Source organism: Pseudomonas sp. LRF_L74, assembly GCF_965644255.1.
Classification (GTDB): domain Bacteria; phylum Pseudomonadota; class Gammaproteobacteria; order Pseudomonadales; family Pseudomonadaceae; genus Aquipseudomonas.
In genome coordinates, this window is record NZ_CBFFRH010000006.1 from 59,821 (window position 1) to 85,653 (window position 25,833).

The 25,833-nt window shown below is 57.4% G+C and carries 23 protein-coding genes and 4 tRNA genes; 17 read left to right on the top strand and 10 right to left on the bottom strand.

The genetic code is table 11. From position 1 onward, the window contains the following. Nucleotides 1-79: 79 nt before the first annotated feature. The gene (gene pdxH / locus ACSZPK_RS16070) at nt 80-727 is read left to right on the top strand and encodes a pyridoxamine 5'-phosphate oxidase (RefSeq protein ID WP_437882479.1); all 648 of its coding nucleotides are present in this window, start codon (nt 80-82) and stop codon (nt 725-727) included. A 106-nt stretch (nt 728-833) separates the two neighbouring features. Then, nucleotides 834-1,298, top strand: coding sequence for a glycine zipper 2TM domain-containing protein (locus ACSZPK_RS16075; protein WP_437882480.1), 465 nt, complete (start codon nt 834-836; stop codon nt 1,296-1,298). A gap of 142 nt (nt 1,299-1,440) precedes the next feature. Here ACSZPK_RS16075 and ACSZPK_RS16080 read toward each other — a convergent pair whose 3' ends face one another. Together ACSZPK_RS16080 and ACSZPK_RS16085 are read right to left on the bottom strand one after the other, a co-directional pair. Further along, nucleotides 1,441-1,782 (bottom strand): PilZ domain-containing protein, encoded by a 342-nt coding sequence (locus ACSZPK_RS16080; RefSeq protein ID WP_437882481.1) that lies wholly within the window; start codon nt 1,780-1,782, stop codon nt 1,441-1,443. Continuing rightward, complete coding sequence (locus ACSZPK_RS16085) at nt 1,783-4,053, bottom strand: DUF1631 domain-containing protein (protein WP_437882482.1); 2,271 nt, start codon at nt 4,051-4,053, stop codon at nt 1,783-1,785. It lies immediately after the preceding gene. A gap of 196 nt (nt 4,054-4,249) precedes the next feature. On the opposite strand from ACSZPK_RS16085, the gene ACSZPK_RS16090 reads away from it, so the two are divergent. The 3 genes from ACSZPK_RS16090 to ACSZPK_RS16100 all read left to right on the top strand — a co-directional run bounded on the left by ACSZPK_RS16090 (nt 4,250) and on the right by ACSZPK_RS16100 (nt 4,492). Beyond that, nucleotides 4,250-4,325 (top strand) — tRNA-Asn (locus ACSZPK_RS16090). Between the two features lie 9 nt (nt 4,326-4,334). Further along, nucleotides 4,335-4,411: transfer RNA gene (locus tag ACSZPK_RS16095), tRNA-Pro, on the top strand. Nucleotides 4,412-4,416: 5 nt separating this feature from the next. Beyond that, nucleotides 4,417-4,492 (top strand) — tRNA-Lys (locus tag ACSZPK_RS16100). A 176-nt stretch (nt 4,493-4,668) separates the two neighbouring features. Here the strand turns inward: ACSZPK_RS16100 and ACSZPK_RS16105 are convergent. Continuing rightward, nucleotides 4,669-5,964 carry an NAD(P)/FAD-dependent oxidoreductase gene (locus tag ACSZPK_RS16105; RefSeq protein WP_437882483.1) on the bottom strand — a complete coding sequence of 432 codons (1,296 nt, stop codon included), beginning with the start codon at nt 5,962-5,964 and terminating at the stop codon, nt 4,669-4,671. A gap of 55 nt (nt 5,965-6,019) precedes the next feature. Next, on the bottom strand, nt 6,020-6,193 hold the full coding sequence (locus tag ACSZPK_RS16110; protein WP_437882484.1) for a DUF3094 family protein: 174 nt from the start codon (nt 6,191-6,193) through the stop codon (nt 6,020-6,022). Nucleotides 6,194-6,358: 165 nt separating this feature from the next. On the opposite strand from ACSZPK_RS16110, the gene ACSZPK_RS16115 reads away from it, so the two are divergent. The 3 genes from ACSZPK_RS16115 to ACSZPK_RS16125 are packed head-to-tail and all read left to right on the top strand — an operon-like array spanning nt 6,359 to nt 7,925. Next, nucleotides 6,359-6,781: a GNAT family N-acetyltransferase gene (locus ACSZPK_RS16115; RefSeq protein ID WP_437882485.1), complete on the top strand. Its 423-nt coding sequence runs from the start codon at nt 6,359-6,361 to the stop codon at nt 6,779-6,781. Further along, nucleotides 6,778-7,245, top strand: a complete 468-nt coding sequence (locus ACSZPK_RS16120; protein WP_437882486.1) for an FAD/FMN-containing dehydrogenase — start codon at nt 6,778-6,780, stop codon at nt 7,243-7,245. Before ACSZPK_RS16115 ends, ACSZPK_RS16120 begins: the two co-directional genes overlap by 4 nt. After that, nucleotides 7,242-7,925 carry an energy-coupling factor ABC transporter permease gene (locus ACSZPK_RS16125; RefSeq protein ID WP_437882487.1) on the top strand — a complete coding sequence of 228 codons (684 nt, stop codon included), beginning with the start codon at nt 7,242-7,244 and terminating at the stop codon, nt 7,923-7,925. Before ACSZPK_RS16120 ends, ACSZPK_RS16125 begins: the two co-directional genes overlap by 4 nt. A 60-nt stretch (nt 7,926-7,985) precedes the next feature. On the opposite strand, the gene yacG is transcribed toward ACSZPK_RS16125, so the two are convergent. Genes yacG through pilB form a run of 5 tightly spaced genes read right to left on the bottom strand, consistent with a single transcriptional unit; the run spans nt 7,986 to nt 12,585 of the window. Beyond that, nucleotides 7,986-8,180 carry a DNA gyrase inhibitor YacG gene (gene yacG, locus ACSZPK_RS16130; RefSeq protein WP_437882488.1) on the bottom strand — a complete coding sequence of 65 codons (195 nt, stop codon included), beginning with the start codon at nt 8,178-8,180 and terminating at the stop codon, nt 7,986-7,988. Then, on the bottom strand, nt 8,177-8,788 hold the full coding sequence (gene coaE / locus ACSZPK_RS16135; protein ID WP_437882489.1) for a dephospho-CoA kinase: 612 nt from the start codon (nt 8,786-8,788) through the stop codon (nt 8,177-8,179). Before coaE ends, yacG begins: the two co-directional genes overlap by 4 nt. Continuing rightward, complete coding sequence (locus tag ACSZPK_RS16140; protein ID WP_437882490.1) at nt 8,785-9,657, bottom strand: prepilin peptidase; 873 nt, start codon at nt 9,655-9,657, stop codon at nt 8,785-8,787. Before ACSZPK_RS16140 ends, coaE begins: the two co-directional genes overlap by 4 nt. 3 nt (nt 9,658-9,660) lie before the next feature. Beyond that, nucleotides 9,661-10,878, bottom strand: a complete 1,218-nt coding sequence (locus ACSZPK_RS16145; RefSeq protein ID WP_437882491.1) for a type II secretion system F family protein — start codon at nt 10,876-10,878, stop codon at nt 9,661-9,663. A 6-nt stretch (nt 10,879-10,884) separates the two neighbouring features. Continuing rightward, the gene (pilB, locus tag ACSZPK_RS16150; protein WP_437882492.1) at nt 10,885-12,585 is read right to left on the bottom strand and encodes a type IV-A pilus assembly ATPase PilB; all 1,701 of its coding nucleotides are present in this window, start codon (nt 12,583-12,585) and stop codon (nt 10,885-10,887) included. A gap of 229 nt (nt 12,586-12,814) precedes the next feature. Between pilB and ACSZPK_RS16155 the strand changes: the two genes are divergently transcribed. The 7 genes from ACSZPK_RS16155 to ACSZPK_RS16185 all read left to right on the top strand — a co-directional run bounded on the left by ACSZPK_RS16155 (nt 12,815) and on the right by ACSZPK_RS16185 (nt 18,780). Then, nucleotides 12,815-13,273 carry a pilin gene (locus ACSZPK_RS16155; RefSeq protein WP_437882493.1) on the top strand — a complete coding sequence of 153 codons (459 nt, stop codon included), beginning with the start codon at nt 12,815-12,817 and terminating at the stop codon, nt 13,271-13,273. A gap of 65 nt (nt 13,274-13,338) precedes the next feature. Further along, a complete protein-coding gene (locus tag ACSZPK_RS16160; RefSeq protein WP_437882494.1) occupies nt 13,339-15,036 on the top strand; it encodes a phosphoethanolamine transferase in 1,698 nt (565 codons plus the stop codon). After that, the gene (locus ACSZPK_RS16165; protein WP_437882495.1) at nt 15,023-15,637 is read left to right on the top strand and encodes a hypothetical protein; all 615 of its coding nucleotides are present in this window, start codon (nt 15,023-15,025) and stop codon (nt 15,635-15,637) included. Before ACSZPK_RS16160 ends, ACSZPK_RS16165 begins: the two co-directional genes overlap by 14 nt. A 32-nt stretch (nt 15,638-15,669) precedes the next feature. After that, complete coding sequence (locus ACSZPK_RS16170; protein ID WP_437882496.1) at nt 15,670-17,145, top strand: fused MFS/spermidine synthase; 1,476 nt, start codon at nt 15,670-15,672, stop codon at nt 17,143-17,145. A gap of 50 nt (nt 17,146-17,195) precedes the next feature. Next, nucleotides 17,196-17,271, top strand: a tRNA-Thr gene (locus ACSZPK_RS16175). Nucleotides 17,272-17,722: 451 nt separating this feature from the next. Then, complete coding sequence (locus tag ACSZPK_RS16180) at nt 17,723-17,854, top strand: hypothetical protein (protein ID WP_437882497.1); 132 nt, start codon at nt 17,723-17,725, stop codon at nt 17,852-17,854. A 335-nt stretch (nt 17,855-18,189) separates the two neighbouring features. Continuing rightward, nucleotides 18,190-18,780, top strand: a complete 591-nt coding sequence (locus ACSZPK_RS16185; RefSeq protein WP_437882498.1) for a carbon storage regulator — start codon at nt 18,190-18,192, stop codon at nt 18,778-18,780. Between the two features lie 427 nt (nt 18,781-19,207). Here ACSZPK_RS16185 and ACSZPK_RS16190 read toward each other — a convergent pair whose 3' ends face one another. Next, a complete protein-coding gene (locus ACSZPK_RS16190; RefSeq protein ID WP_437882499.1) occupies nt 19,208-20,497 on the bottom strand; it encodes an NAD(P)/FAD-dependent oxidoreductase in 1,290 nt (429 codons plus the stop codon). A gap of 289 nt (nt 20,498-20,786) precedes the next feature. On the opposite strand from ACSZPK_RS16190, the gene ACSZPK_RS16195 reads away from it, so the two are divergent. Beyond that, nucleotides 20,787-24,383 (top strand): DUF2339 domain-containing protein, encoded by a 3,597-nt coding sequence (locus tag ACSZPK_RS16195; RefSeq protein ID WP_437882500.1) that lies wholly within the window; start codon nt 20,787-20,789, stop codon nt 24,381-24,383. Beyond that, nucleotides 24,380-25,735, top strand: coding sequence for a DUF3999 domain-containing protein (locus ACSZPK_RS16200; protein WP_437882501.1), 1,356 nt, complete (start codon nt 24,380-24,382; stop codon nt 25,733-25,735). The genes ACSZPK_RS16195 and ACSZPK_RS16200 overlap by 4 nt, the downstream gene beginning before the upstream one ends. The last annotated feature ends 98 nt before the right edge of the window (nt 25,736-25,833 follow it).

A 25,833-nucleotide genomic window follows, 5' to 3' on the forward strand; every position in this document is an offset into this window, starting at 1 on the left:
TTTGGACCAGAGCCTGTTTTTAACGCGGTATGGCCGACGGACAGGAGATCGTGGACAAGTTCTCATACGGAGCCTGACCATGTCCCAATCCCTCGCCGACATGCGGCGTGACTACACCCGCGACGGCCTCAGCGAAGCCCAGGCGCCGGCCGAGCCGTTGCCATTGTTCCAGCAGTGGTTCGCCGACGCGGTGAAGACCGAGCAACTGCCCGTTGAGCCCAACGCCATGACCCTGGCCACCGTGGACCAGGAAGGGCGGCCGCATTGCCGGGTGTTGTTGCTCAAGGGCGTCGACGAGCGCGGCTTCACGTTCTTCAGCAACTACGAGAGCGACAAGGCGCGCCAGTTGAGCGAGCGTCCGTTCGCCGCCATGACCTTCTTCTGGCCGAGCCTGGAGCGACAGGTGCGCATCGAAGGACGGGTCGCGCAGGTCTCGGCCGAGGAGTCCGACGAGTATTTTCAGGTACGTCCGCTAGGCAGTCGCCTCGGCGCCTGGGCCTCGCCGCAAAGCCGGGTGATCGCCGACCGCGAGGTCCTGCAGGCGCTGCTGGTGGAAACCGAGCAGCGCTTTCTCGACCAGGCGCCGCACTGCCCGCCGTTCTGGGGCGGATACCGCTTGGCGCCGGAGCGGATCGAGTTCTGGCAAGGCCGCGCCAGTCGTTTGCACGATCGTCTGAATTACCGCCGCAATGGCCAAGGCTGGCAGCGCGAGCGCCTTGCGCCTTGAGCTGAAATAGCCTGACGTCATATGTTGCAGTGCGGATACAGGATGCATGTGACATACGTCAGCCTGCGGAGTCTAATTGGTTACTGCCCAATCTGGAGTGATTGTTATGCGTATTTCCATGCTGTTGACCGCCACCTTCACCGCTGCCGCCATGTTGCTGGGTGGCTGTGCCTCCGATCTGAGTGGCGATACCTACAGCCGTGACGAGGCGCGCCGGGTGCAGACCGTGCGCATGGGCACCATCGAGGCCCTGCGTCCGGTGAAGATCGAAGGCACCAAGACGCCAATCGGCGCTGGCGCCGGTGCCGTGGTCGGCGGCGTGGCCGGCAGCACCGTCGGTGGCGGCCGTGGTTCGCTGGTCGCCGCGGTAATTGGCGCCGTGGCCGGTGGTCTGCTGGGCTCGATGACCGAAGAAGGCCTGACCCGTACCCAGGGTGTCGAGATCACCGTGCGTGAAGACGACGGCAGCATGCGTGCCTATGTGCAGCAGGTTGAGCAGAACCAGATCTTCCGGGTTGGCGAGCGTGTGCGCATCATGAGCGTGGATGGCACCAGCCGCGTCAGCCACTGAGTCATGAACTGAAGGCTGGCAGAGTCCAGCCTTCGTCACTCTGCTGCGTGCTGGCTAAACGGCGGCGGGATGCTGATTGGCAAGCGGAAGGCCGCTCGCGAGAGCACGGGCAGGTTCTTGCCGCCTTGGGGCGTGTGAATGTTTACGACGCATGGAGGCTTTCCAATACAAGCGCCAGCGTCTTCGCCTGGTCTTCAGCCAGGTCGATGATATGAAAGCCGCCCCAGCCATGCTGGCCGTTGGTGCCGGAGCGGCTCCACAGGCAGTCGGCGCCCAGCTGGATTTCATGCACGCCGTTGACGGGGGTTTCCAGCACCAGCCGGCAGGCCCAGACCGAGTCCACGGCCATTGGCGTATCACTGAACAGCATGAAGCCCTCGGCCGACAGGTCGACGATCCGCCCCAGGCGGGCACCGCTGTGCAGATCGAGCAGTTCCATGGTCAGCGCCGGGGCATGGCGTGGGTGTTGGCGACGGTCTTCCATTCAGGCTCCTTGGCTGTTTTCCGGTGGCCGCCCGGTCAAGCGTTGCAGGACGCGAACGATCGCGCCGAGGGCTCGATCCATCAGCGGGGATTCACGCTCTGCCGTGAGGATGCGCGCCTGGCCCGATTCTATTTCCAAGGCTAGCTGCCTGATCGGTTTGATCGCCGCACGCTGGCCCGTCTGGTCCACGAACATGTAGTTGTGCGTTGTCGAACTGAACCAGGACAGCTTCAGCTGGCGCCGCTCCTGGCCCAGGACGAATTCGAACCAGGTTCCGAACTCCAGGCGCTGTAGCTCGCGGACCAGTTCTTGCTGCCGGGGGGACAGAGGCGTCAGTGTCTGCGAGATGATCGGTCCTGCATCCTCGCCGAGCATGGCGCCGAGAGGGCTTTCCGGCAGGTTGGCCTTGAGGCGCTCGGCGATCTGCGGCTGTTGCGCCTGTACGGCATGCTGACAGGCGACGATGTCCTGCAGCAGTCGACGTACGCCGTCCGCATGGTAACCGCCCAGTAGCTCCAGGCCCTGGCGCATGTCATCGAGGAGGGGTAGGCGAATCTGTTGCAGTCTTGCCTTGCCTTCTTCGTCCAGCACGGTGCCGCTCCAGGCCAGGCGTTCGGCGACCTCGCCAGCGCGGTGCCATTCGACGCTGTCTACGCCGCTGCGAAGCAGAATGAAGACCAGCACGTCGGTCCAGGTCAGCTCCAGGAAGTTGTGGATGATGGCCGGCACGCTGCGTTCATGCAGGGCATGATTGATGACATCGACCGCTCGCTGCCGGGCATCGAGCAGCTTGTCACGCCCCTTGGCCGCCTCGATGGCGCGGCGCTCGCGCAGTTCGACCTTGTGCCTGAGGGTGACGAGGTATTCATTGAACTCGCCGAGCAGTTGCTCCAGTTGTCGCATGTCGCCATCGAAGCTGTTGATGATCTGTTCGATCACCCAATGAATCTTCGCCAGCAGTCCGCGCTCGTTCTCTTCGTCACCGTACAGCACGCCAGCCTTGGCCATGGCGTTGAGCAGCCGCCTGGCCGGGTGTTGGTGCTGGGTGAACAGCGCCCTGTCCTGCAGGGCAATGCGCAAGTACGGCGTATGCAGGTGGGAAAGCGCCGCCTTGAAACTGTCGGGCAGGTTGTCGTCGTCGAGGATGAAGTCGAACAGCATGCCGACCAGGTCGATGACATCCGCCTCCACATTGGCCAGCGCCTTGGGCTTGTTGCTGCTCTCCACGCTCAGTTGCTGTTGCAGGTCGGCCTTGAACGCACCCACGGCCTTGGGTTGTTGCACCAGGCGGCTGAACTCGCGGGCTGACTGGCGTTGCAGGTGATCGAGGGCTTCGAACAGTTCACTGCGGCTGTAAGTGCTTTCAGCGTGCGGCACGTAGTGAGTGATGCTTGGGGTGCCACCCAGAAGGGCTGAGCCGGCCTGCCGCTGCCGGTGCTCGTTGAGCAGTATGGTCAGGCTGTCGAGCAGTTGGTTGGCGTCAACGCTTGGCCTGTCCTCTGGCCCCGCGTGCTCGGCCGTGGTTGGTGTCGGCGGGGCCGTGGCAGGGCGAGAAGAGTCCGGCTTGCGCAGGGCGTTGAGTTTCAGGTTGGGCAGGATGCCCCGCTCGATCAGGCGACTGTTGAGCGCCTGGTACAGCTTGTCGAGGCTGTACATCACGTGTTGATCGAACAGCACGTAGAGCGTCATCTTGATACGCAGGGGAAACGGGTGAGGCGCCAGGGCCTGGCGAAATGCCTGGGCAATTGCCTGGGGCCCGAAGGGGTTGCTGTCTTCGCCAAGCTTCTGGCCGTTGTTGAGCAGCGCCAGGCGTTGCTCGAGGGCGAACAGCGACTGTGCGGCACGAGCCTTGACCCGGCTGACCATGTTGGTGACCTGCAGGCTTTCTTCGTAATCCTCGTTCTGCACCAGCGACAGCTCGTCCGCATCCAGCTCGACAGGCGCATTCTGCGCTGCGCCCTTGCCTTCGAGGAACTCGGCGAAGTTCGTGGCGATGCGTTGGTGGTAACTGCGTTCGATCTGCGGGCGCAGCTTGCGCAGATCGCGCATGTTGTCGAAGAACAGCGTTTGCACACGATTGTTCTCGGCTTTATCGGCGCACTCGAACAACGTGTCATCGACCTGGGCGAACAATTCGGCGAGCTGTTCCGCGAGGCGATTCATCACCAGCTTGCGACATTCCTGGACGAGTTCGCCGAAGCGCGGCTGAATGCCTCGTCCGGCCAAGTTCGCAGGCTTCGGCGTGTCCGAAGGGATGTCGGTATTGCTCATGGACGTTTCCACGCCGCTGACCGGCTGAGTCAGATTGATAGATTTACATGGCCTATATAGTAGCTTGAAGCGTAACGGCACGGCGTTGAGCTTTAAATGAAATGCAGGCTTGACAGCTTCGTTTGGAAACGTAAAATGGCGCGCCTCTGAGGCAGGAACGGAAACTGACCTGAAGCAGAGATGGAGGTAAAGCTGTTCCGCGATAGCTCAGTCGGTAGAGCAAATGACTGTTAATCATTGGGTCCCTGGTTCGAGTCCAGGTCGCGGAGCCAACCTTCCTTCGGGGTATAGCGCAGTCCGGTAGCGCGCCTGCTTTGGGAGCAGGATGTCGGGAGTTCGAATCCCCCTACCCCGACCATTTCAGGGTCGTTAGCTCAGTTGGTAGAGCAGTTGGCTTTTAACCAATTGGTCGTAGGTTCGAATCCTACACGACCCACCATGCAGCCTGGTTTGACCAGGAATGAAAAACCCGCCAAGTGCGGGTTTTTTATTGCCTGCGATTCATGTTTTCTCTGTGGCAGGGTTCTACTTCGAGCGTCTGTGGATTCGCCAGCATGGTCGGCTCGCACCGTAGGAGCCAGGCCTTGCCTGACGCCTACGGATACGCTGCGCACATCAGTGCAGTTTCAGCCTCGGGTCGGTGCTGCGGCCGATACGGTCGCTGAGCATCAGCAGCAGGGTGCGGAACGTGCCGTACAACGCCATCTGGTGCATGCGGTACAGGGAGATGTAGAACATCCGTGCCAGCCAGCCCTCCAGTTTTACGCTGCCCATCAGATTGCCCATCAGGTTGCCGACGGCGCTGAAGCTCGACAGCGAGATCAGCGAGCCATAGTCCTGATAGCGATATTCCGGCAGTGGTTGTCCGGCGAGATGCAGCTTCAGCGATTTGACCAACAGCGACGCCTGCTGGTGTGCGGCTTGGGCGCGAGGCGGCACGTTGCGGCCTTCTTCGCCTTGCGGGCAGGCTGCGCAGTCGCCGAAGGCGAATATGCTGTCGTCGCGGGTGGTTTGCAGGGTCGGCTTGACCACCAGTTGGTTGATCCGGTTGCTTTCCAGTCCGTCGATGTCCTTGAGGAAGGCGGGGGCGCGAATGCCGGCGGCCCAGACCTTGAGGCTGGCCGGAATGTGCTCGCCGTTGGCGATGAGCAGGCCATCGGCAGTCACTTCCTTGACTGCGGCGCCGGTCATCACCGTCACGCCGAGTTTTTCCAGGGTCTTGTGCACGGGGGCACTGATGCGCTCGGGCAGGGCCGGCAACACGCGAGGGCCTGCTTCTACCAGGGTGATGCGCATGTTCTCGGGGCGAATGCTGTCCAGGCCATAGGCGGCCAGTTGATGAGCGGCATGATGCAGCTCGGCGGCGAGTTCGACGCCCGTCGCGCCGGCCCCGACGATGGCCACGCTGATCTCGTCGTTGCTGTTATCGCTGGCATGGGCGCGCAGGTAATGGCTGAGCAGCTTCTTGTGGAAGCGTTCGGCCTGCTCGCGGGTGTCGAGGAAAATACAATGGCTGGCCGCGCCTTCGGTGCCGAAATCGTTGGTGGTACTGCCCACGGCGAGCACCAGGGTGTCATAGGCGACTTCACGGGCAGGCACCAGTTCGCGGCCCTCTTCGTCGAGGGTGGCCGCGAGCTGGATCGCCTTGCGCTCACGGTCGAGCCCGCTCATGCGGCCGAGCTGGAATTCGAAATGGTTCCATTTGGCCTGGGCCACATAGTTCAGCTCATTCTCCGTGGAGTTGAGCGACCCGGCCGCCACCTCGTGCAGCAGGGGCTTCCAGATGTGCGTCAGGTTGGCGTCGGCCAGGATGATCTTGGCCTTGCCGCGTTTGCCGAGGCTTCTACCCAGGCGGGTGGCAAGCTCCAGGCCGCCGGCACCGCCGCCGACGATCACGATACGATGTGTCATGTGGATATCTCATAGCTAAGGAATCCTGTGGGCCGCTGGGCGAGCGCGAAGCAGCTCAAAGCGCCAGGCGGCTGATGAATCGGCTGAGCAATCCGAGGGCGATCACTGTAAGGATGATGGCGATAAGCAGGCGCCAGACGCGAAAGGGCTTGCGTTCGACCTGATGCTGAGACGTTTTCAGGTAATCATCGACGCGTTGTTGATCTTCCGGACGCAGGCGGTTGGACATGTCGATCCTCGTTGCAGGGCGGTCATTTTGCAAGTTCGAAGCAGAGGCCTGCAAGCGCATAAAGTTCACCAACGGCTTCGTGAGGAAAAGGCGCGTTCGGCTGTGCAGGCGGGCAGGCTGTCGTCACTTGCCTTACACTCGCGGCTCTCTCGCTCAGGACTTTCCATGCTCATCCGCCCCGTTACCGTCGAGGATCATCCGGCCCTGCTGGCCTTGTGGCAGCGGACGCCAGGCGTACGTCTGCGTGACGAAGACGGCTTCGAAGCGTTCTGTGCCTACCTGGCACGCAACCCTGGCCTGAGCTCGCTGGTCGAAATCGACGGCAAGCTGGTGGGCTGCCTGATGGCTGGGCATGACGGCCGTCGTGGTTATCTGCAGCACCTGGCCGTGGAGCCCGAGCGGCGTCGGCAGGGCGTGGCCAGGGCGCTCCTGCAACATACCCTGGGCCAACTGGCGGCCCTGGGCATTCGCAAGAGCCACGTTTTCGTCTTGCAGGATGAGCCGCAGGCCCTGGCGTTCTGGCTGGATCAGGAGGCCTGGGGCGAGCGCGACGACATTCGCATTTTTTCTACCCGGGAGGTTCCATGAGGTTTTTCGTTGCGTTGTTGCTGTTCGGGCTCTGCGGCGCTGCTTTCGCGCTGGAGAAGGGAGAGCGCCTGGCGCCCTGGACGTTGCTCGACCAGTTCGACCAGCCCTATACCCTCGACGAGCAGGCGCGTGTCTTGCTGGTGGCACGTAACATGAAGGCGGCAAAGTTGCTCGAGCAGGCGATCCAGGACCTGCCGAAAGGTGCGTTGGAGCAGCGGCAGGTGGTATTCCTGGCCGATATCAGTCGCATGCCGGGGCCTGTCTCGACACTTTTCGCCATTCCCGCGATGCGCCATTACGACTACCGCGTGATTCTTGACCGACAGGCTCGGGTCGCTCCGCGCTACCCTGCCGAGGTCGATGCCCTGCTGTGGATCGATCTCGACAAACTCGGGGTCGTGGCCACGCACAGTTACACCGATGCCGCAGCGCTGAGCCAAGCGTTGACACAGGCTGGGCAGTGATCGCGGCACAACTGGTTTCGGCGACCAGCCTGTGGCTTGGCTGGTTGCTCTATGTCCCGGCCCTGCTCTGGGCGGTGTCCCGCTCGCCCTGGCTTGAGCTGATCAGCGACCGGCGCCGGCAGCATCTGTTCTTCGGTACGGCGGTGTCGTTGTTCCTGCTGTGGCTGGTGCGGCGTGACTTCGATTCGGGGCTGTCCTATCACTTCATCGGCATGACTGCCGTCACCCTGCTGCTGGACTGGCCTCTGGCGCTGGTCGCTGGCATGGCGGCACAACTCGGGCTGTTCTTGTTGGGGCGGCTGGATTGGCTTGCCCTGGGCATCAACGGTGCGCTATTCGTCATGTTGCCGGTGCTGGTTGCCGAGCTGTGTGCCGTGTTCGTCGAGCGCCGTCAGCCGCGCAACCTGTTCGTCTACATCTTCTGCTGTGGCTTTTTCCCGGCCGCGTTGACTGCTTTGCTTTGCCTGCTGGGTGGTCTGGCGCTGCTCTGGATCGATGGCCTCTTCGTCATGCCGCCCTGGCTGGAAGAGTTCTTTGGCTATCTCTGGCTGGTGATGTTCCCGGAGGCCTTCATCAACGGCATGGTCGTGACCGGCCTGGTGGTGTTTTGCCCGGATTGGCTGGAAACCTTCAATCGCACGCGTTACCTGTCGGCACCCTGGAAGGAGGGTAAGCAGTGATGTCTGTGCGCTGTAGCGTTGAAGGGAGGCTTTCGCTTTAGGTGCGAAGCCGGGTCATCATCAATGTTCCCGTGGCGGCAACTGGCCGGTGAACAGTTCGTCCTCCAGCGGGTCACCCGGGATGGCATGGCTTTCGGCAGCCCAGGCACCGAGATCGATCAGTTTGCAGCGATCGCTGCAGAAGGGACGGTTGGGGCTTTGCGCGCTCCATTCGACAGGCGCGCCACAGGTCGGGCACTCCACGGTGGTGGTCATGACTGGCCTCCTTTCAGGGTCAGGTAGAAGCGGTGCAGGCGTTCGACTTCGTTTTTCAACCAAACGGCATCGCGGTCGTTCATCAGTACATCGTTGGCATGACGCAAGCGTTCTTCGCGGCTGGCCTGCGCCTTGAGAATGGCGCGAACCTGCTCTTCGTCGCTGCGGTCGCGGGCGATGGTGCGTTGCATCTGTAGCGCTTCCGGGGCATCGATCACCAGCACGCGCTGGGTCATGCGCGTCTGGCCGGACTCGATCAGCAGTGGCGACACCAGAATCGCATAGGGCGACTCCGCGCGGCCAAGATAATCGACGATCTCCTCACCGATCAGCGGATGCAGCAGCGCTTCCAGCCACTGGCGCTCGCCAGGATTCTTGAAGATGCGCTGGCGCAGGGTGGCGCGATCGAGCTGGCCGTCGGCGAGCAGCACATCCGCGCCGAAATGCTCGGCGATGCGCGCAAGGGCAGGGCGCCCCGGTTCTACCACCCAACGCGCGGCTTGATCGGCGTCGATCAGGTGCACGCCCAACTCTATGAAGTGTTGCGCGGCAGCACTCTTGCCGCTGCCGATGCCGCCTGTAAGGCCAAGAATCCAGGGTTGACTCATTTAAATCCGGCGAATTGGAGATAGGTGCCGGTTATTTGATCACCCCAGAGCAATGCAATCCAGCCGGCGATGGCCAGGTAGGGGCCGAACGGGATCGGCGTACTGGTTTCGGCATTGCGCAGGCGCAGCATGATCACCCCCAGCACCGCACCCACCAGTGACGACAGCAGAATGGTCAACGGCAGCACCTGCCAGCCCCCCCAGGCACCGAGCAGCGCCAGCAGTTTGAAGTCGCCATAGCCCATGCCTTCCTTGCCGGTCAGCAACTTGAACAACCAATACACCGACCACAGGCTCAGATAGCCCGCAACCGCGCCCCATAGCGCATCTGCCGGGGTGGCGAACAGGCCGAAGTGGTTGACGATCAGGCCCAGCCATAGCAGCGGCAGTACCAGGGCGTCAGGCAGTAACTGATGATCGACGTCGATCAGACTCATCGCCAGCAAGCCCCAGGTCAGCAGCAATGCCGCACCAGTCTGCCAGCCGAAGCCAAAGTGATAGGCCACGTAAGCCGACAGCAGGCCGCAACTCAGTTCTACCAGCGGGTAACGCTTGCTGATCCTGGCTTTGCAGCCGCTGCATCTGCCACGCAGAAGCAGATAACTGATGACCGGCACGTTCTCCCAGGCGCGAATCTCATGCTGGCAATGCGGGCAGCAGGAATGTGGCAGTACCAGGTTGTAGGTTTCGCCCTTGGGCTCTTCCGGCAGCTCGAGAATCTCCCGCGCCTGGGCCTGCCAGTCGCGCTGCATCATCTTGGGCAGGCGGTGGATTACCACATTGAGGAAGCTGCCGATCAGCAGGCCAAGAATCAGCACGCAGAAAACAAAGGCCGGCAAGTTGCCGGCCAGGAATTGGGTGACATCCATTTTTTAAACGACGGCGCCGAGTTGGAATATTGGAAGGTACATCGCAACGACGAGTCCGCCAACTAGGACGCCAAGTACAGACATGATGATGGGCTCCATAAGGCTGGTGAGGCTGTCGACCATATTATCGACTTCATCTTCATAATATGTCGCGACCTTATCTAGCATGTTATCCAGAGCACCAGATTCCTCACCGATGGCAGCCATTTGTAATGCCATAGTAGGGAATACGCCAGTTGTGCGCATGGAGAAATTTAACTGCATGCCGGTAGATACATCTTGCTTTATTTTATTTACAGCGTTTTTGAAAACAATGTTTCCCGTTGCTCCTGCGACGGAGTCTAGAGCTTCTACTAATGGGACGCCTGCCGCAAAGGTGGTTGCAAGTGTACGAGCAAAACGAGCAACGGATGATTTATAGATTATGTCTCCTACAATTGGGAGCTTGAGTACTGTTCTATCAATCCAATCTCGGAACTTCTCCGATCGTTTATGGGCTTCTTTAAGTGAAAATGCAGCCAGAAATAGAGCTATCAGTACCACAAACCACCACTCTTGAAGAAAAACAGAAAGCGCTATCACCAGTTGAGTAAATGCTGGAAGCTCTGCGCCAAAACTGGAAAATACAGATTGGAATTGGGGGACAACCTTGATCAAGAGAATGGCTGATACAATCATTGCAACAATAATTACCGCAATTGGATAATTCATTGCTTTTTTGATTTTTGCTTTGAGTGCTTCGGTTTTCTCTTTATAGGTCGCGACGCGATCTAGCAAAGTCTCCAGCGCGCCTGATTGTTCTCCAGCATCTACCAGGTTGCAATACAAATCATCGAAGTAAAGAGGGCGTTTACGCAAAGAAGAGGCAAAGCTGTTTCCGGCTGCAACATCTTGCTTTACTTCGTCGATCAATGTTCGCAGGCGTGGCTTGTCAGAGCCTTCCCCTATGATGTCAAAAGAAGTGAGTAGAGGTACGCCTGCTCTCATCATCGTTGCCATTTGCCGAGTAAATAAGGCTATGTCCATCGGCTTTATTTTTTTTGCGCCACCTAAAGAAAAACTTGATTTCTTGACGACTTTAGTAGGGTTAATGCCTTGTTTGCGTAACTGAGCTTTAACCAGTGCAGGATTGATACCAGCAAGCTCGCCTTTTACTTTGGCGCCTTTTCTATCTGTGCCTTGCCAACTGAATGTGCTGGTCTTTAACGCCTTTTCCGCCATGGCTGGTTAATCCTTGGTCACGCGGTTGATTTCTTCCAGGCTGGTAACTCCCTGCATGGCTTTGAATAGGCCAGAGGTGCGCAGGTCGTTGAAGCCATCCTTGCGCATCTGCAGGGCGATATCGATGGAGTTGCCGTCTTCCATGATAATGCGTTGCAAGGCAGGTGTGTTTTTAACCACTTCATAAATACCGACACGACCCTTGTAGCCGCCCTTGCAGTTTTCGCAGCCTACCGGGCCATACAGCTTGAACTTGCCGATTTGCTCGGCAGGGAAGCCTTCCGCCAGCAGGGTTTCTTCCGGCACCTCGACAGGCTTTTTGCAGGTACTACAGAGCTTGCGCGCCAAGCGCTGGGCAATGATCAGGTTAACCGAGGTGGCGATATTGAACGAGGGCACGCCCATGTTGCGCAGACGGGTCAGCGTTTCCGAGGCGCTGTTGGTGTGCAGGGTGGACATGACCATGTGCCCGGTCTGCGCCGCCTTGATCGCAATCTCGGCGGTTTCCAGGTCGCGAATCTCGCCGACCATGATGATGTCCGGGTCCTGGCGTAGGAAGGCGCGCAGTGCCTGGGAGAAATCCATGCCCTGGCGCGGGTTGACGTTGACCTGGTTGATACCTTCCAGGTTGATTTCCACCGGGTCTTCCGCCGTGGAAATGTTCACGTCCGGGGTATTGAGAATGTTCAAGCCGGTATAAAGAGAAACCGTCTTTCCCGAGCCGGTGGGGCCGGTTACCAGAATCATCCCTTGCGGTTGTTGCAGGGCAGCCATGTACAGCGCCTTCTGCGATTCCTCATAACCCAGGGCGTCGATGCCCATCTGCGCACTGGTGGGGTCGAGAATCCGCATCACGATCTTCTCGCCCCAGAGCGTGGGCAAGGTATTGACCCGGAAGTCGATGGACTTGGATTTCGAGATTCTCATCTTGATCCGCCCGTCCTGAGGCTTGCGGCGCTCGGAAATGTCCAGGCCGGCCATGACCTTGAGGCGAGCGGAAATGCGCGGGGCTAATTGGATCGGTGGTTTGGCTACTTCATGCAGCATGCCGTCGGTACGGAAGCGTACCCGATAGGTTTTTTCATAAGGCTCGAAATGAAGGTCGGAGGAGCCGCCCTTGATCGCGTCCAGCAGCATCTTGTTGACGAAACGCACCACCGGCGCATCGTCGGCGTCACCGCCAATCGCGTCCTTCTTGTCGTCTTCATCGCCCGCAGCGGTCTCTACCCCATCCAGGTCGATATCGCCCATATCGCCGAAGTCATGCCCGGCACTCTCGAAGAGCTTTTCTATCGCGTCGCCAAGCTTGTCGTCCTCGACCAGCAGGGCTTCGGTGTTCAGGCCGGTGCTGAATTGAATGTCGGTGATGGCCTGCTGGTTGGATGGGTCAGAGATGCCGATGAACAGCTTGTTGCCGCGGCGGAACAGCGGTAGCGCGCGATGCTGGCGGACCAGTTTCTCCGAAACCAGGTCCTTGGGCAGGCTTTCCTTATCGACTGCAGCCAGATCCAGGTAAGCGATACCGAACTGGTCGGAACTGATCGACACCAGGTCGCGGCCTTTGACCAGTTTGTGCTGTACCAGATAGGTCACCAATGACAGCTTGTTGCGCTGGGCCTGTTGGTAAGCCTGCTGGGCGGTCTTTTCGTCGAGCAACTCGGCCAGCACCAGTTGCTTGGCCAGGCCGGTAAGGGCGATATCGTTCATAAGCGTGGTCTTTGTCCGCGTGACGTGCCCTTATAGCCTAGACAAAGGATGATTCCAAATGGACGTCTTTGATGTGACGCTGGTTGTCACTTTATGTCGGCAAGTCGCTTTCCTGAGTTCTTATAAGCTGTGATAACACCCGATACCATGGGCTTTATGAAGTTGGCATGCAGAATGCTAAGTGGATGCTAGGTCAACAGACCTTCATTCATAAATGGAGACTTCGCAGATGAAAGCTCAAATGCAAAAAGGTTTTACCCTTATCGAACTGATGATCGTTGTCGCGATCATCGGTATTCTGGCTGCTATCGCATTGCCGGCTTATCAAGATTACACCGTGCGTGCTCGTGTTTCTGAAGGCCTGATTCTGGCTTCTGCTGCGAAAACGACAATCGCTGAAAATGCTGCTAATGGTGCTTCTTCTCTGGACTTGGGTTGGACTGCTCCTGCATCCACAACCAACGTTGATTCAGTCGAAGTAGATGGAGAAACCGGTGTCATTACTGTGAAATATACTGCTGCTGCGAAAGAGGTTGAGTTGACACTGACTCCTAAGTCTGGCGATGACGCTATTGAAGCTGGTACTGTGCCTGATGATGCTATTACTTGGGCATGTGCTGTTGATTCAGCTGATAACGCTAAGTATGTTCCATCTGAATGCCGCAGCACCAGTGGTAGCGGTAGCTAATAGAAAAAGCTAAAAAAACCCGGCGATGCCGGGTTTTTTTATGATTGAAAACTAGGTGTTGTTAGATGAAATTTTTTTTAAAATTAAAATATTCGGGTTGGTATTTTTTTCTGTGCTTTTTGTTTTTAATATTAAGTTCGCCGTATTTTTTTTCGTATTTAGAGAGTAAGCGGTACGATGGGATTTATATTTTTTCAGGTTTTTTTCTGTTTTTTTTATCATTGTTTCCTTGGATAAGGATTAATTGCATATTGCTCCTTATGGTTGTTCCAGCCGCGGCTTTGGATAGTTGGTACTTGATTTCTTACGGGGTTAGGTGGGATGCAAATGTTGTTGGAGTTATGCTTGAGACTAATCGTCAGGAGTTATGGGAGTTTGTGCGTGGAATGTGGGTAATAGGAGGGGGTATAACTTTATATCTAGTTATGTTCTTTGTTGTTCTAAGTCTGCCGCGAGCTATTTGGACTGGTCGATTAAGGATTTATGTTTTTTTTCTGTCAGTCGGACTAATATTTATTCCACTGATTTTTTCTTTTGACCGATTTTATGAGGATAAGTCAGCCGTCCAAGACGTATTTGGGGATGGGCTTCGGGCCTGGATGTATCCCTACACCGATGCGTTCCCTTTCGATGTGGGTATACGTGTTTATTCCTATGTATCCCAAAAAGAAAATATTTCAAATGTTTCTAGTCTAAGGCAACATTTTTCTTGGCAACTAAGTGGCACCCGTAGGGAGAGAGAGGTCTACGTACTTTTTATTGGTGAAAGTAGTCGTCCGGATCGATGGGGCATTAATGGATACTATAGAAATACGACTCCAAGGTTACAGGATCGTAAAAATATAATGTTCTTGAGGGATGTAGTGTCGCCATATTCTGCGACTAGGTTATCTGTTCCATTGATGTTGTCTAATAAACCGTTTTCTGAAAGAACTTCTTTGCTTAGTGCGTTTAAAGAAGCTGGATATAAGACATTTTTTATAAGCACTCAAGGCGGATACGGCGCACATGACAACGTAATATCCAGCTATGCGTTGGAAGCGGATAAGGTTTTTTTCATGAACTCGATTAGCTATGACGGACGTGGTGCGTATGATGAAAAAGTATTAGATGCTCTGACAACTGTTTTGAAAGACGAGAAGGGAAGTGTTTTTATAGTTGTTCATGTTTTAGGTAGTCATTTTAATTATTCTTATCGTTATCCTGAAGGTTTCGATGTGTTTCATCCCTCATTGAAAAAATCTGATGCGGTTAGTCTGTATGATTATGATAAAAAAGAGCTTTTTTCCAACTCGTATGATAATAGTATTCTGTATTCGGATTTTGTTATTGACTCCGTTATCTCTCGTCTTGATGAGATGGATGTGCCAGTTTTTTTGTTTTTTTCATCTGATCATGGCGAAAATTTGTTTGACAATGGTTGTGCTCAAGCAGGGCATGGTCGGAATAATGAGTTTGATTTTCGTGTGGCTGCCCTTTCATGGGCGTCTGATAAATGGATTAAAAAATATCCTCAGGCATGGTCGAATATTGGTGCTCACCAATATGATGAGCTTTTTACTCCTAATATCTTTGACACGATGTTAGACGTTGCCGGTATTCGAACTCCGTACTCTAAGCCTACTAGCTCATTTGCGAGTAGTTCTTGGGTTGCCTCTGAGCGGCGGTTGTCGAATGGTGTAGATTTTGATGAGGCAGAATTTGTTGGGGAATGTAGAGCAATTATATCCCCTCTTAAAAGGAGTGAGCGTGAAAGAAAATAAGGCGGATGGCCTGTCTCTTGTTATGTTCTTGTTTTTTTCTTCTGGGGTGTCTGCTCTGGTTTACCAAGTCGCATGGCAGAGAGTGCTTTTCAGTTCATTTGGTGTCGATCTGGAGTCAGTGACTGTAATTGTTTCTGCATTTATGGCTGGCCTTGGAGTAGGTGCTTTACTTGGGGGTTGGGCTGCTGATCGCTGGTCAGGGCTAACACTCATTATTTTTGCATTGGCGGAGCTTACAATAGGCATTTATGGAGTTTTTAGTGTTGGGTTATTTCGCTGGGCTGGGCAGCTCTTTATTGATTTTTCTTTGCTAGGCGTTGCGGTGGTCAACTTTTTTCTGGTTTTTATTCCTACTGTTGCGATGGGAGGGACTCTTCCGGTGTTAATAAGCTTCTTAGCTAGGCGGTGGGGCAGTGTTGGGGATGCTACGGGAATACTTTATTCGTTAAATACTATCGGAGCCTCTGTAGGTAGTGCATTAGTTGGGTTCTGTTTTTTTAAATATTTTGAGCTTCCGACGATAGTTTCAATTTCTTCGTATGTTAATTTTTTTGTTGCACTGGTTGCTTTTATAAGATTTAGAGAGTGGGAGGTAAAATGAGGGGGTCACATGTATGGGTGTTGTCCTTTTCTATGGGTTTTCTGAGTTTGGCAGAAGAAATTCTGTGGGTTCGTATATTTTCATTTTTTACCTATGGAGTTCCTCAGGCTTTTTCTTTTGTACTTTCATTTTTTCTGCTGGGCGTGGGCGTAGGAGCATTGTTTGGGCGTAGGATGTGCTCATCTGATAGCGTAGAAACTTTAAAGCGCTCTTTTGTGGTTGTCATTATTGGGGCGTTACTTACTATGTCTGTGCCTTGGCTGTTGATAAAAGTGGCGGGGGGGAACTATGTACTGCCATTTGTAGCCGCACTGATAACACTTTCTGCTGCATTGAAATCAGCGATTTTTCCTGTGGTCCATCATCTTGGAAGTGTGTTGTCTAGTCAACTGGGGCGTTCTCTGTCAAAAGTATATTTTTTAAATATTTTAGGTTCTGCTGCTGGCCCTGTGTTAGTCGGTTTCTTTTTGCTGAATTATTTTTCTTCTCAGAGTTTGTTTGTTCTGTTCGGTTGTTTAGGCTTTCTTGTACTCTGCTATATTTCCGTCTGGATAAACAAGGCGCTATCTGTTGCGGCTATTTTTTTCTTTTCATTGTCTTTCCTTGTGTTTTTCAAAGGTCAAGACCACTCTCTGCTAGAGGCTTATGCTCAAGTTAACGAAGGAGAAAGTCTAAAGAGCTTGATCGAGGGGCGTAGTGGGGTAGTCCACACTACTATTAATGATAAAGGACTTGAGACTGTGTATGGTGGAAATGTTTATGATGGTAAGTTAAATGTAGATATTCGGGGTAATGAAAATCTTATTGATAGAGTTTATTTGCTATCAGCTTTGACCGAGAAGGTAGAGGATGTTCTTGTCATTGGTCTAAGTGGCGGCTCTTGGGTTAGAGTGATTAGTAGTTTTCCAGGCGTGAAGAATATTGATGTGATCGAGATTAACTCAGATTATCTTAGAGTCGTGGAGGGGAATTCTGTCGTATCTCCCATTTTGAAAGATAGCCGTATTCATTTTTATTTTGATGATGGACGTCGATGGTTGAGACGTAATCCAGAAAAAAAATATGATCTCATCGTCATGAACACTACATACCACTGGCGTACATATTCCTCAAATTTGCTGTCACATGAGTTTTTGTCTCTAGCTCATGGGCGTTTAAATGAGCGTGGTATATTGGCTTATAATGCTACAGGTTCTCAAGATGCGTTTCGTACGGCTGTTGAGGTTTTTCCTCATGCCTATAGGTGGAGTAATTTTATTTATGCGGCAAATTACGATTTTCGAAAATTTGATGCTGCTTTTGCAAAAGAGCGGCTTATGAACTTGTCTTTGCCTAATGGAGAAGTACTATTGGATTATTCTGATGCGAAGAGTGAGCGTGCCGTTAATGTAATGCTTGGCAAGGAGTTTGTTACGTTAGATGTTGCTGCTCAGGATTTGAATAGGCCGTTGGAAATAGTAACTGATGACAATATGATTACTGAGTTTCGGTTCGGTCTAGGACTGTAGGCTTTATCGAATATTGCTTGTTAATTGTGGTTGTGGTAGTTTTTTTCTACGCCGGTGTAGCTCAGTCGGTAGAGCAGCGCACTCGTAACGCGAAGGTCGCAGGTTCGATTCCTGTCTCCGGCACCAATATCGTTCAAAGAGCATTCGTTTCTAGTACGAGTCCTCTCTATCTAACTCAAGTCTCATATTTTTTGACAGAATGTGGCTTGCTTCTCTGCGTGCTGTGAGCTCGGTTCGATGAGAGTAACGCTTGGATATCAAGATAAGGTTTCGTTTCTTGGTGATGTCAGAGGGAGAGAGAGATTCGGTGGGGCATTTCTTTCCCTTGCCGAACTCGCCATATGGAATGGCCATTGTTCTCACGAAGACAGGCAAGAGAAACATCACTCGACGAGTGGTGAGCGTTAACGATTATCTTCTGAGGTGAATGGTTGCTCTTGTTCTATCAGGTCGTTCGTGATCAAGCGTCAACAGTCCTTTCTATCTTCTCCTCATCCAGTCTTCCCTAGCCGCTTCGTCAAAATCAAGCTTTGGCTTGCTGTTTGTCGGCCTATCGCACTAATTGGCACAAGGAGAAATGGCGGATGGCATCGGTTTCGTCATCGACGAAGAAATCAGTATCAAGGATCTCGTTGCCGAGCTAGCCGAGCATGGCATCGTGGTGCTGAATTATTGCGTTGCTGGTCAGGCCGCTATCGTTTTTGCCTAGGTGTGTGCGCAATTTCGCGAGCCGAAGACGCCGATCGTTCATTTCGAGCCATTGCTCAGCGTGGCGGACGAGATATGGCGCGCCTATGTGCGCGCCGGCTCCGGCTGGTTCGTTGGTCGAGCATGCAATGAATGCCTGGGTTCGCGCGGGCAGGCCTCGTAAGTTCTGGCATGCAGGGCACTTATTGCCTCTGCTTTCCCCCGTTTCTCGATTGTCTAGACATAACGGTTACGAAAATGGCTTCTGGTTAATCTGTTGTAGTGCGTCTAATCCTATCTTTGGTTGGCTGATGTCAGGCCGCATGAAGAAACTTTCACGCTGTGCATGGAGGCCAGATGTTTCTTTCGATCCTGCCTTTTTTGATCGCTGTCGTAGGGCTGACCCTGGCAGCCATTTTCCGTTATGTGCCCTTAGGGCCGAGAGGTCGTCGGCGTCTGACTTTTGTGGTGTCGCATCTGCTGCATGCGAATGACGAAGAAGGCTGGCGTGTCGCCAGGATCTACCTGGTCGGTGCGATGTTGTTTGCCTCTCTGGGCATCGTCGCAGTGTCAGTGGGTAATTCGCTGGGCGTATTCACTGATACCGGGCCCATCGGGCGAGTCGAGTTGCTGGGGCTGCTGCTGAATATGTTCAACCTGGTTTTCTACATCGTTACCAGTGGTGTGACCCTGTTTTTGCTTCTGGCCAAGCATTCGGGACCCGTGCCTTCCGATGGCGGCTTGATCTTGGCTCGACGTTCGGGAGAGTCGCTTCGCCTGTCGATCGCCCCGGGCGTTGACAGTGGCGAACTGTTCCGTCGGCTCCGCGACGACGGCATCCTGATTTCCATTGGCGAGATCCATGGCAATGAAATCAAGGTCGGTATCGTAGCCCCGCGAGGAATCCGTGTGCTACGCGATGAAGTGGCGGCAGGTACTGTAGGCTAGGTTGCCAATTCTGGTGAGGTAACGGGCTGGCGGCCCGCTCAACCTATGTGGCCATAAATTAGCTCGGCATTCGCACGAACACCGCCTGTTGTTCAAAGACGTTGCAAGGCATGGTTCCAAAAGTGTAGCTCAAGCTTTCATGTCACCGGGTAGAACAGGTCCGGGCGAACATGAACGCGATGAGCCAGTGCCTGTATGTCTTTACTGCTCAACGTGCGCTTACCGAAGTTGTCCAGGCTTGAAAATGTTGTCTTCAACTCTTCAGGCGTCTGAGCCATGGAGGCTTCGAGTGCCTTATGGACAGCGCGAAGGCCAGCGGCTTTGGTTGGATATCGATTGCCCGCGCTCACGAATGGCCGAAGACTGAAAACGCTCATACCCGTCCTTGATGAGTTTTTTGCAACCTCGATGGCTGGTTGATTTTTTGTCAACCGCAATCGGTTGACGGAAATGGCCTTGTGGCTATCGAATCAAGACTGAGCGTGTCGTCAGATAACCATTCCATCACGCCCTTTGCTGCCATCCGTCCACTGGCGAAACAGGCGGTGAGCAGATAGCCGCCAGTAGGGGCTTCCCAGTCGAGCATTTCTCCAGCGCAGAACACGCCAGGCAGGCGCTGGAGCATGAGGTTGTGGTCAAGTTCTGCGAAGGGCACGCCGCCAGAGCTACTGATCGCTTCATCCAGCGGGCGTGGAGAGAGCAGGGTTATCGGCAAGGCTTTGATTGCACGCGCCAGGCGGGCGGGATCGGCGAAGTCATTGGCTGGGCAGAGTTCGCGCAGGAGGGCGGCCTTGACGCCATCGATACCCAACTGCCCGTGCAGGTGTTTGGCCATGGAGCGCGAGCCACGGGGTTTGCGTAGGGCTGTCTCGATCTTTTCCGGGCTGCGTTCTGGTTGCAGGTCAAGGAGAGCGGTGGCGCTGCCAGCCTGCTCGATCTGCTCGCGAATGGCAGATGACAGGGCGTAGACCAGGCTGCCTTCGATGCCGCTGCTGGTCAGGACGAATTCGCCGCGTCGAGGCGGCTGCCCGGCGAGGGCCAGGGTGACGTTTTTCAAGGGCGCGCCAGCGAAGCGTTCGCGCAGTAGCGGGCTCCAGGCTGCGACATCGAAACCGCAGTTGCTCGGGCGCAGCGGGGCGATGCGCAGGCCGCGTTGTTCCAGCCAGGGCACCCAGGCACCGTCCGAGCCCAGGCGGGCCCAACTGCCGCCACCCAGCGCCAAGACGTAGGCGTCGGCAATGAGTGTGCGCTTGCCCGTCGTGGTGCTCATGCGCAGGCTGCCGTCGTCGTTCCAGCCCAGCCAGCGGCTGCGGGTGTGAATCTGTACGCCGCTCTCACGCAGGCGCTTGAGCCAGGCGCGCAGTAACGGAGCTGCCTTCATGTCGGCAGGAAATACACGGCCGGAGGTGCCGACAAAGGTGTCGATGCCCAGGTCGTGAATCCACTGGCGCAGGGTGTCGGCATCGAATCCTGCAAGCAGGCGGGTAATTTCGGATTCACGCTGGCCATAGCGCGAAAGGAACGCGGGTTTGGCTTCTGCGTGGGTGATGTTCATGCCGCCGACGCCCGCCAGAAGAAACTTGCGTCCGACCGATGGCATCGCGTCATAGACATCGACACGCTTACCAGCGGCCGCCAGCACTTCGGCAGCCATCAGGCCGGCGGGGCCGCCGCCGATGACAGCGATGGAGTGGGCGGAAGAGCGTGATGCGGGCATGGTGCAGGCTGGTGAGGATGGGCAGTGGATTCTACACCAAGGGGGCGATGCTGGCAGGCACGCCAGCTCCTGCGGGAGAGCGTTGCCGGCGACTGGTCGCCCCTGCTTTTTCTGGCTGTGGGTCGAATAACTTCGTTTGCCGGTTGGCCATCCTCTACGGAGGAACGTGCTTTATCGGCGATCATATTGCTTTTGTGTTACGCCCCACATTTGCCCTACTGAGCGAATGCGGCGTGCCTCGATATACTGCGAGCCATTTTGCTGATGTCGTTTCGGACAGGGAAAACCCATGCAGTGGATCTTCATGTTGGTTGGCTTGGTGGTGGGCGGGCTTGCCGGGGAGTCGGTAAGTGGCTCGTTGCTCGGTGGTTTGATCGGCCTGGGCCTTGGCCAGGCGCTGCGTCTGCAGAGCCTGGAGGGGGAGAACGCCAAGCTGCGCAAGGAGCTGAAGGGCTTCGCCGAGCGCTTCGAGCGTGGCACCACGCGTATTCATGAGCGCCTGGTCGTGCTGGAAGGCTCCACGCAGGGCGCCAGGGCCGAGTCGGAACCCAGTGCGGCCGATGATCCATTGCCGACCATGGCCGAACCGGCGCCTGATCTTGATTCCGTTACGCAAGAGCCTGCGCCGGTTGTCGCGGAGCAGGTCGAGCCGGACGCTGAGTTGCAATGGGAGTTGCCTCAGATTCAACTGGCACCGGCACCGGCACCGGCACCGGCACCGGTCACCGAGATCGTCGAGGCAGAGCCCGAGCCGGTCATGCCGCCGACGCCTCGCGAGCCCAATCTGATCGAGCGTGCCTTCGATGCCGGCCAGGCCTGGCTGTTCGGCGGCAATACGGTGCTGCGCGTCGGCGCGGTCCTGTTGTTTCTCGGCCTGGCCTTCCTGCTGCGTTATGCCACCGAAGGTGTGGTGGTGCCGATCCAGTTGCGTTATGCCGGTGTCGCGGCCAGCGCTATCGCCTTGCTCGGGCTGGGCTGGTGGCTGCGCAATCGCAGTCGTAACTACGCCTTGATCCTGCAGGGCACGGGCATTGCGGTGCTGTATCTGACGGTGTTCGCGGCGATGCGCCTGCATCCGCTGCTCGATCCGAAAATGGCGCTGGGACTGCTGGTATTGGTGACGGTGTTCTCGGCAATGCTGGCGGTGTTGCAGGATGCGCTGGGGCTTGCCGTGGCGGCGGCGCTGGGTGGTTTCGCGGCGCCGATCCTGACTTCCACCGGCAGCGGCAACCATGTGGCGCTGTTCTCCTATTTCATCCTTCTCAACAGCGGCATCTTCGTCATCGCCTGGTTCAAGGCCTGGCGCTTGCTCAATCTGGTTGGCTTCGTCGGCACCTTCGGTATCGGCCTGGCCTGGGGCGTGCGTTCCTATAAGCCGGAACTGCTGTGGAGCACCGAGCCGTTCCTGATTCTGTTCTTCCTTATGTACGTCGCCATCGGCCTGTTGTTCACCCGGCGCAAGCTCAAGGATGCCGCTGACGCACCGGAAGAGCGCTCGGCGCTGCTCAAGTGGTCGGCCGGCAAGGCGGACTATGTGGATGGCACCGTGCTGTTCGGCCCGCCAGTGGTCGGCTTCGGCCTGCAGTTCGGAGTGGTCCAGCACATCGAGTTCGCTGCGGCTTTCAGCGCGCTGGCCCTGGGCTTGCTGTACATGACGCTGGCACGCGTCATTCATGGTCGCGCCCCCGGTCGCCTGCTGATGCTGGTGGAAACCTGCCTGGCGCTGGGCGTGGTGTTCGGTACGCTGGCGATCCCGCTTGGCCTGGACGCGCGTTGGACATCCGCCGCCTGGGCGGTCGAGGGCGCTGGTATTTACTGGCTGGCGTTGCGCCAGGAGCGCCGGCTGGCACAGGCATTCGCCCTGTTGCTACAGGCCGGCGCGGCGGTGGCCTACCTCGGGCAGTTGGGCGTGGGCGAGCAGACCGTGCTCAGCGGCGCTCCGCTGGGCGCCGTGATGCTCGGTGCCGCGTTGCTGTTCAGCTTCTACCAACTGCGCCAGGCCTCGGCCGTCAACCGTTCCGAGGACCAGCGTTTTCTGCTGTCGATACTGGCCTGTACTGGCCTGGCCTTCCTGTTCCTGGTCGCACCGCTGTGTTTCGCTGCCGAAGGCACGGCGATCAGTTGGGCGCTGGCGGGCCTGGCCACGTTGTTCGTCGGCCTGCGCCTGCAATCGCGGACCTTCCTGTTCTGCGCCTTTGCCGTGCAACTGCTGGGCGGCGCACTCTTCCTTGCACAACTGCGCGCGGGCGGCGACGGCGGTGTGCTGGATTCCGGCTGGCACGGCTTGCTGACCTGTTCGCTGATTGGCCTGGCGATGGTGGTCGGCATGATCATGGCGGTGCGCGACGAGCACGTCAGCCAGGATCGCCAACTGATGCGCGGCCTGTCGCTGGTATTGCTGGTTGGCCTGGTGTTCATCAACCTTGCGGTGCTGTTCGTCCTGCCTTGGGCAAGCGCCAGTGCGGTGTGGGCGGGCAGCGGCCTGCTGGTGATCTGGTTGAGCCTGCACTTGCAGTTGCGTGCCAGTTTCTTTTTCGGCCTGGTCCTGCAGGTGATTGGCGCTGTCGCTTTCCTGATGGCCAGCCCGCTGCTGTTGGGGGCACTGCCCAGCGAAGGACTGCGCCCGCTGGCGCATTCAGGTTTCTGGACGCCTCTGGTGCTGGCGCTGGCGGCTCAGGTCGGGGCCTGGCGTCTGCGTCATGTCGCCTTGCACGGTGTGGCTGGACGGCTGGGTGATCTAAGCCTGGAGCGCCTGTCGCAGGTGCTGTTGGTGTGGGGCGCCGGCTGGTGGGCGTTGAGTTGGGCGGGAGAGGTAGCGCGTTTCGCTGCGCCGACATTGCAGGCGACGTTGCTGCTGAGCGCAGCAGCCGTCAGCGTGGCGTTGTGGACACTGATCGCCGCGCGGCTGCGCTGGACCACCCTGGCATTGCTATGCACGGCCCTGATTCCGTTGGCCGGGGTGATTCTGCTCAGCGTCTTCGAGCCACTTTATCATCCAGCGGCCCGCTTCGGCTGGTTGGCCTGGGCGCTGGTGTTCGCCGTGCATCTGCTGGCGCTGCGCAAGCTTGCCGAACTGTTGCCCAAGGGGCCGGCCAGTGCCGCGCACGTGCTGGGCTGCTGGCTGATCCTCGCGGTGCTGGCGCTGGAGCTGCGTTATGGCCTGATGCAACTGTCCGAGCAGTACAACGCCTGGCGCTGGCTGGGCTGGTCGGTCTTGCCGAGTGCCTATCTGCTGGCCATGGCCGTGATGCGGCGCAGCCCATGGCCGGTCGCGGCCTACCCGCGCGAGTACCGCGTGTATGCGGCGGCACCGCTGGCGGTGTTGATGCTCGGCTGGTTCTGGCTGGCCAACATTTTCAGCGACGGTCTCGCCGAGCCGCTGCCGTTCCTGCCGTTGGTCAATCCACTGGAGCTGGGGTTGCTGTTCGCCCTGGTTGGCGTGCATGCCTGGGCGCAGACGGGATTGGTCGACCTCGGGGTCGAGCGTGGCGTGGCCGAGCGCCTACTGACCATCGTGACGGGGGCTTCGTTGTTCGCCTTGCTCACTGCGACGGTCATGCGCACTGCCCACCACTGGGCCGGCGTACCGTTCGACGAATACGCGTTGCAGGCTTCGATGGTGGTGCAGGCCGGTCTGTCGCTGGTCTGGACGCTGATCGCCCTGGCCCTGATGGTGTTCGGCCATCGGCGGGTACGCCGGGAGTGGTGGCTGGTCGGTGCGGTACTGATCGCGGTGGTGGTCTGCAAGTTGTTCTTCGTCGAGCTCAGCAACCGTGGCGGCCTGGAGCGTATCGTTTCGTTCATCGGCGTGGGCGTGCTGTTGCTGGTGGTCGGTTATTTCGCGCCCTTGCCGCCGCGCAAGGAAGAATCGAAGGTGCAGGAATGAACAAAACATGGTTGTCCGCCAGCCTGGGGCTGGTCTGGCTGTTGTCGGGTCTGGCTGGCGCCCAGGAGCGTCCGGATGCGTTCGCCCTGCAGGTGCCGCTGACGGTACAGGGGGAGGGGCCATGGTATCGCCTCGACCTGCCGCTGGCGCTACACGTGCAGGCACGGCACGCCGATCTGCGCGACGTGCGGGTGTTCAACGCCGAAGACGAGGCGCTGGCCTATGCGCTGATCCAGGACGATCCGCAATCCAGCGAGACGCGCCAGGACGTGCTGGTCAAATGGTTCCCGCTCGATGGCTCCATCCAGGAACAGGGCGCGCCGGCCGTGCGGGTGCAGCGCAACACCACCGGCACACTGGTCGAGGTCGCGCCGCAGGAACCGATCGCCGGCCAGGCGGTACGGCGCGGCTGGTTGCTCGATGCCAGCCAGGTGGGCGCGCCCTTGCATCGCCTGCAACTCGACTGGGAAGGCGAGGGCGAAGGCTTTCAGCGCTTTTCCATCGAGGCCAGCGATGATTTGCAACATTGGCGTAGTTGGGGCGAGGGGCAGATCGCCCGCCTGAGCTTCGCTGGCGAGCATATTGACCAGCGCGATATCGAACTGCCGGGTATGCCGGCGCGATACTTGCGCCTGCTCTGGCTGGCGCCGCAAAAAGCGCCGACCTTGACCGCCGCGACCTTGACCGGCATTCGACGTGAAGTCAGCGCGCCGCCCTTGAGCTGGCTGAGCCTGGCTGGCGAGAAGGGCGACAAGGCCGATACCTTCATCTGGCGCCTGCCGCTGGCCCTGCCTGTCGAGCGCGTGCGTGTGGCGTTGCCTGAAGGTAATCGCCTGGCGCCGGTCACCCTGTCGTCGCGCCTGGAGGATAAGGCGCCGTGGCAATCGTTGACGCACGGCCTGCTCTATCGCTTGCCTCAGGGCGGCAAGGATGTGCTGCAGGATGAGATCGAGCTGTTCGGCTGGCCGGTTCGGCAACTGCGCCTGCAAGTCGACCCGCGTGGTGGCGGCCTGGGCGAACAGCCACCAGCCTTGCAAGTGGCGATGCGTGGCACCCAACTGGTGTTCCTGGCCCGTGGCTCGGCGCCGTATCGGCTGGCGATCGGGAACGAAGGAGCGAGTTCGGGCGCCATGTCGGTGCAGATGCTGATTCCCGGTTACGAGCCGGCGCGGCTGGAAAGCCTGGGGCGAGCCAGTTTGCCGGAAAGGCTGCCTGAGGCTTCGCAGCCGAAAACCGAGGCGCCCGAGGCAGAAGGCTTCGACTGGAAACGGGTGGTGCTCTGGGGCGTGCTGTTGGCAGGTGTGGCCCTGCTGGGTGGGATGGCCGGGAGTTTGCTGCGGCAGAAGCGTTAGGGCTGGATCGCGCCGGTGGCTGGTGCCCGTTGCGGCCATGGGGCTGTCTGGCGGGGGGAAACAGCCACGGCATGGGTGCTGGTTGCATGACAATGAGC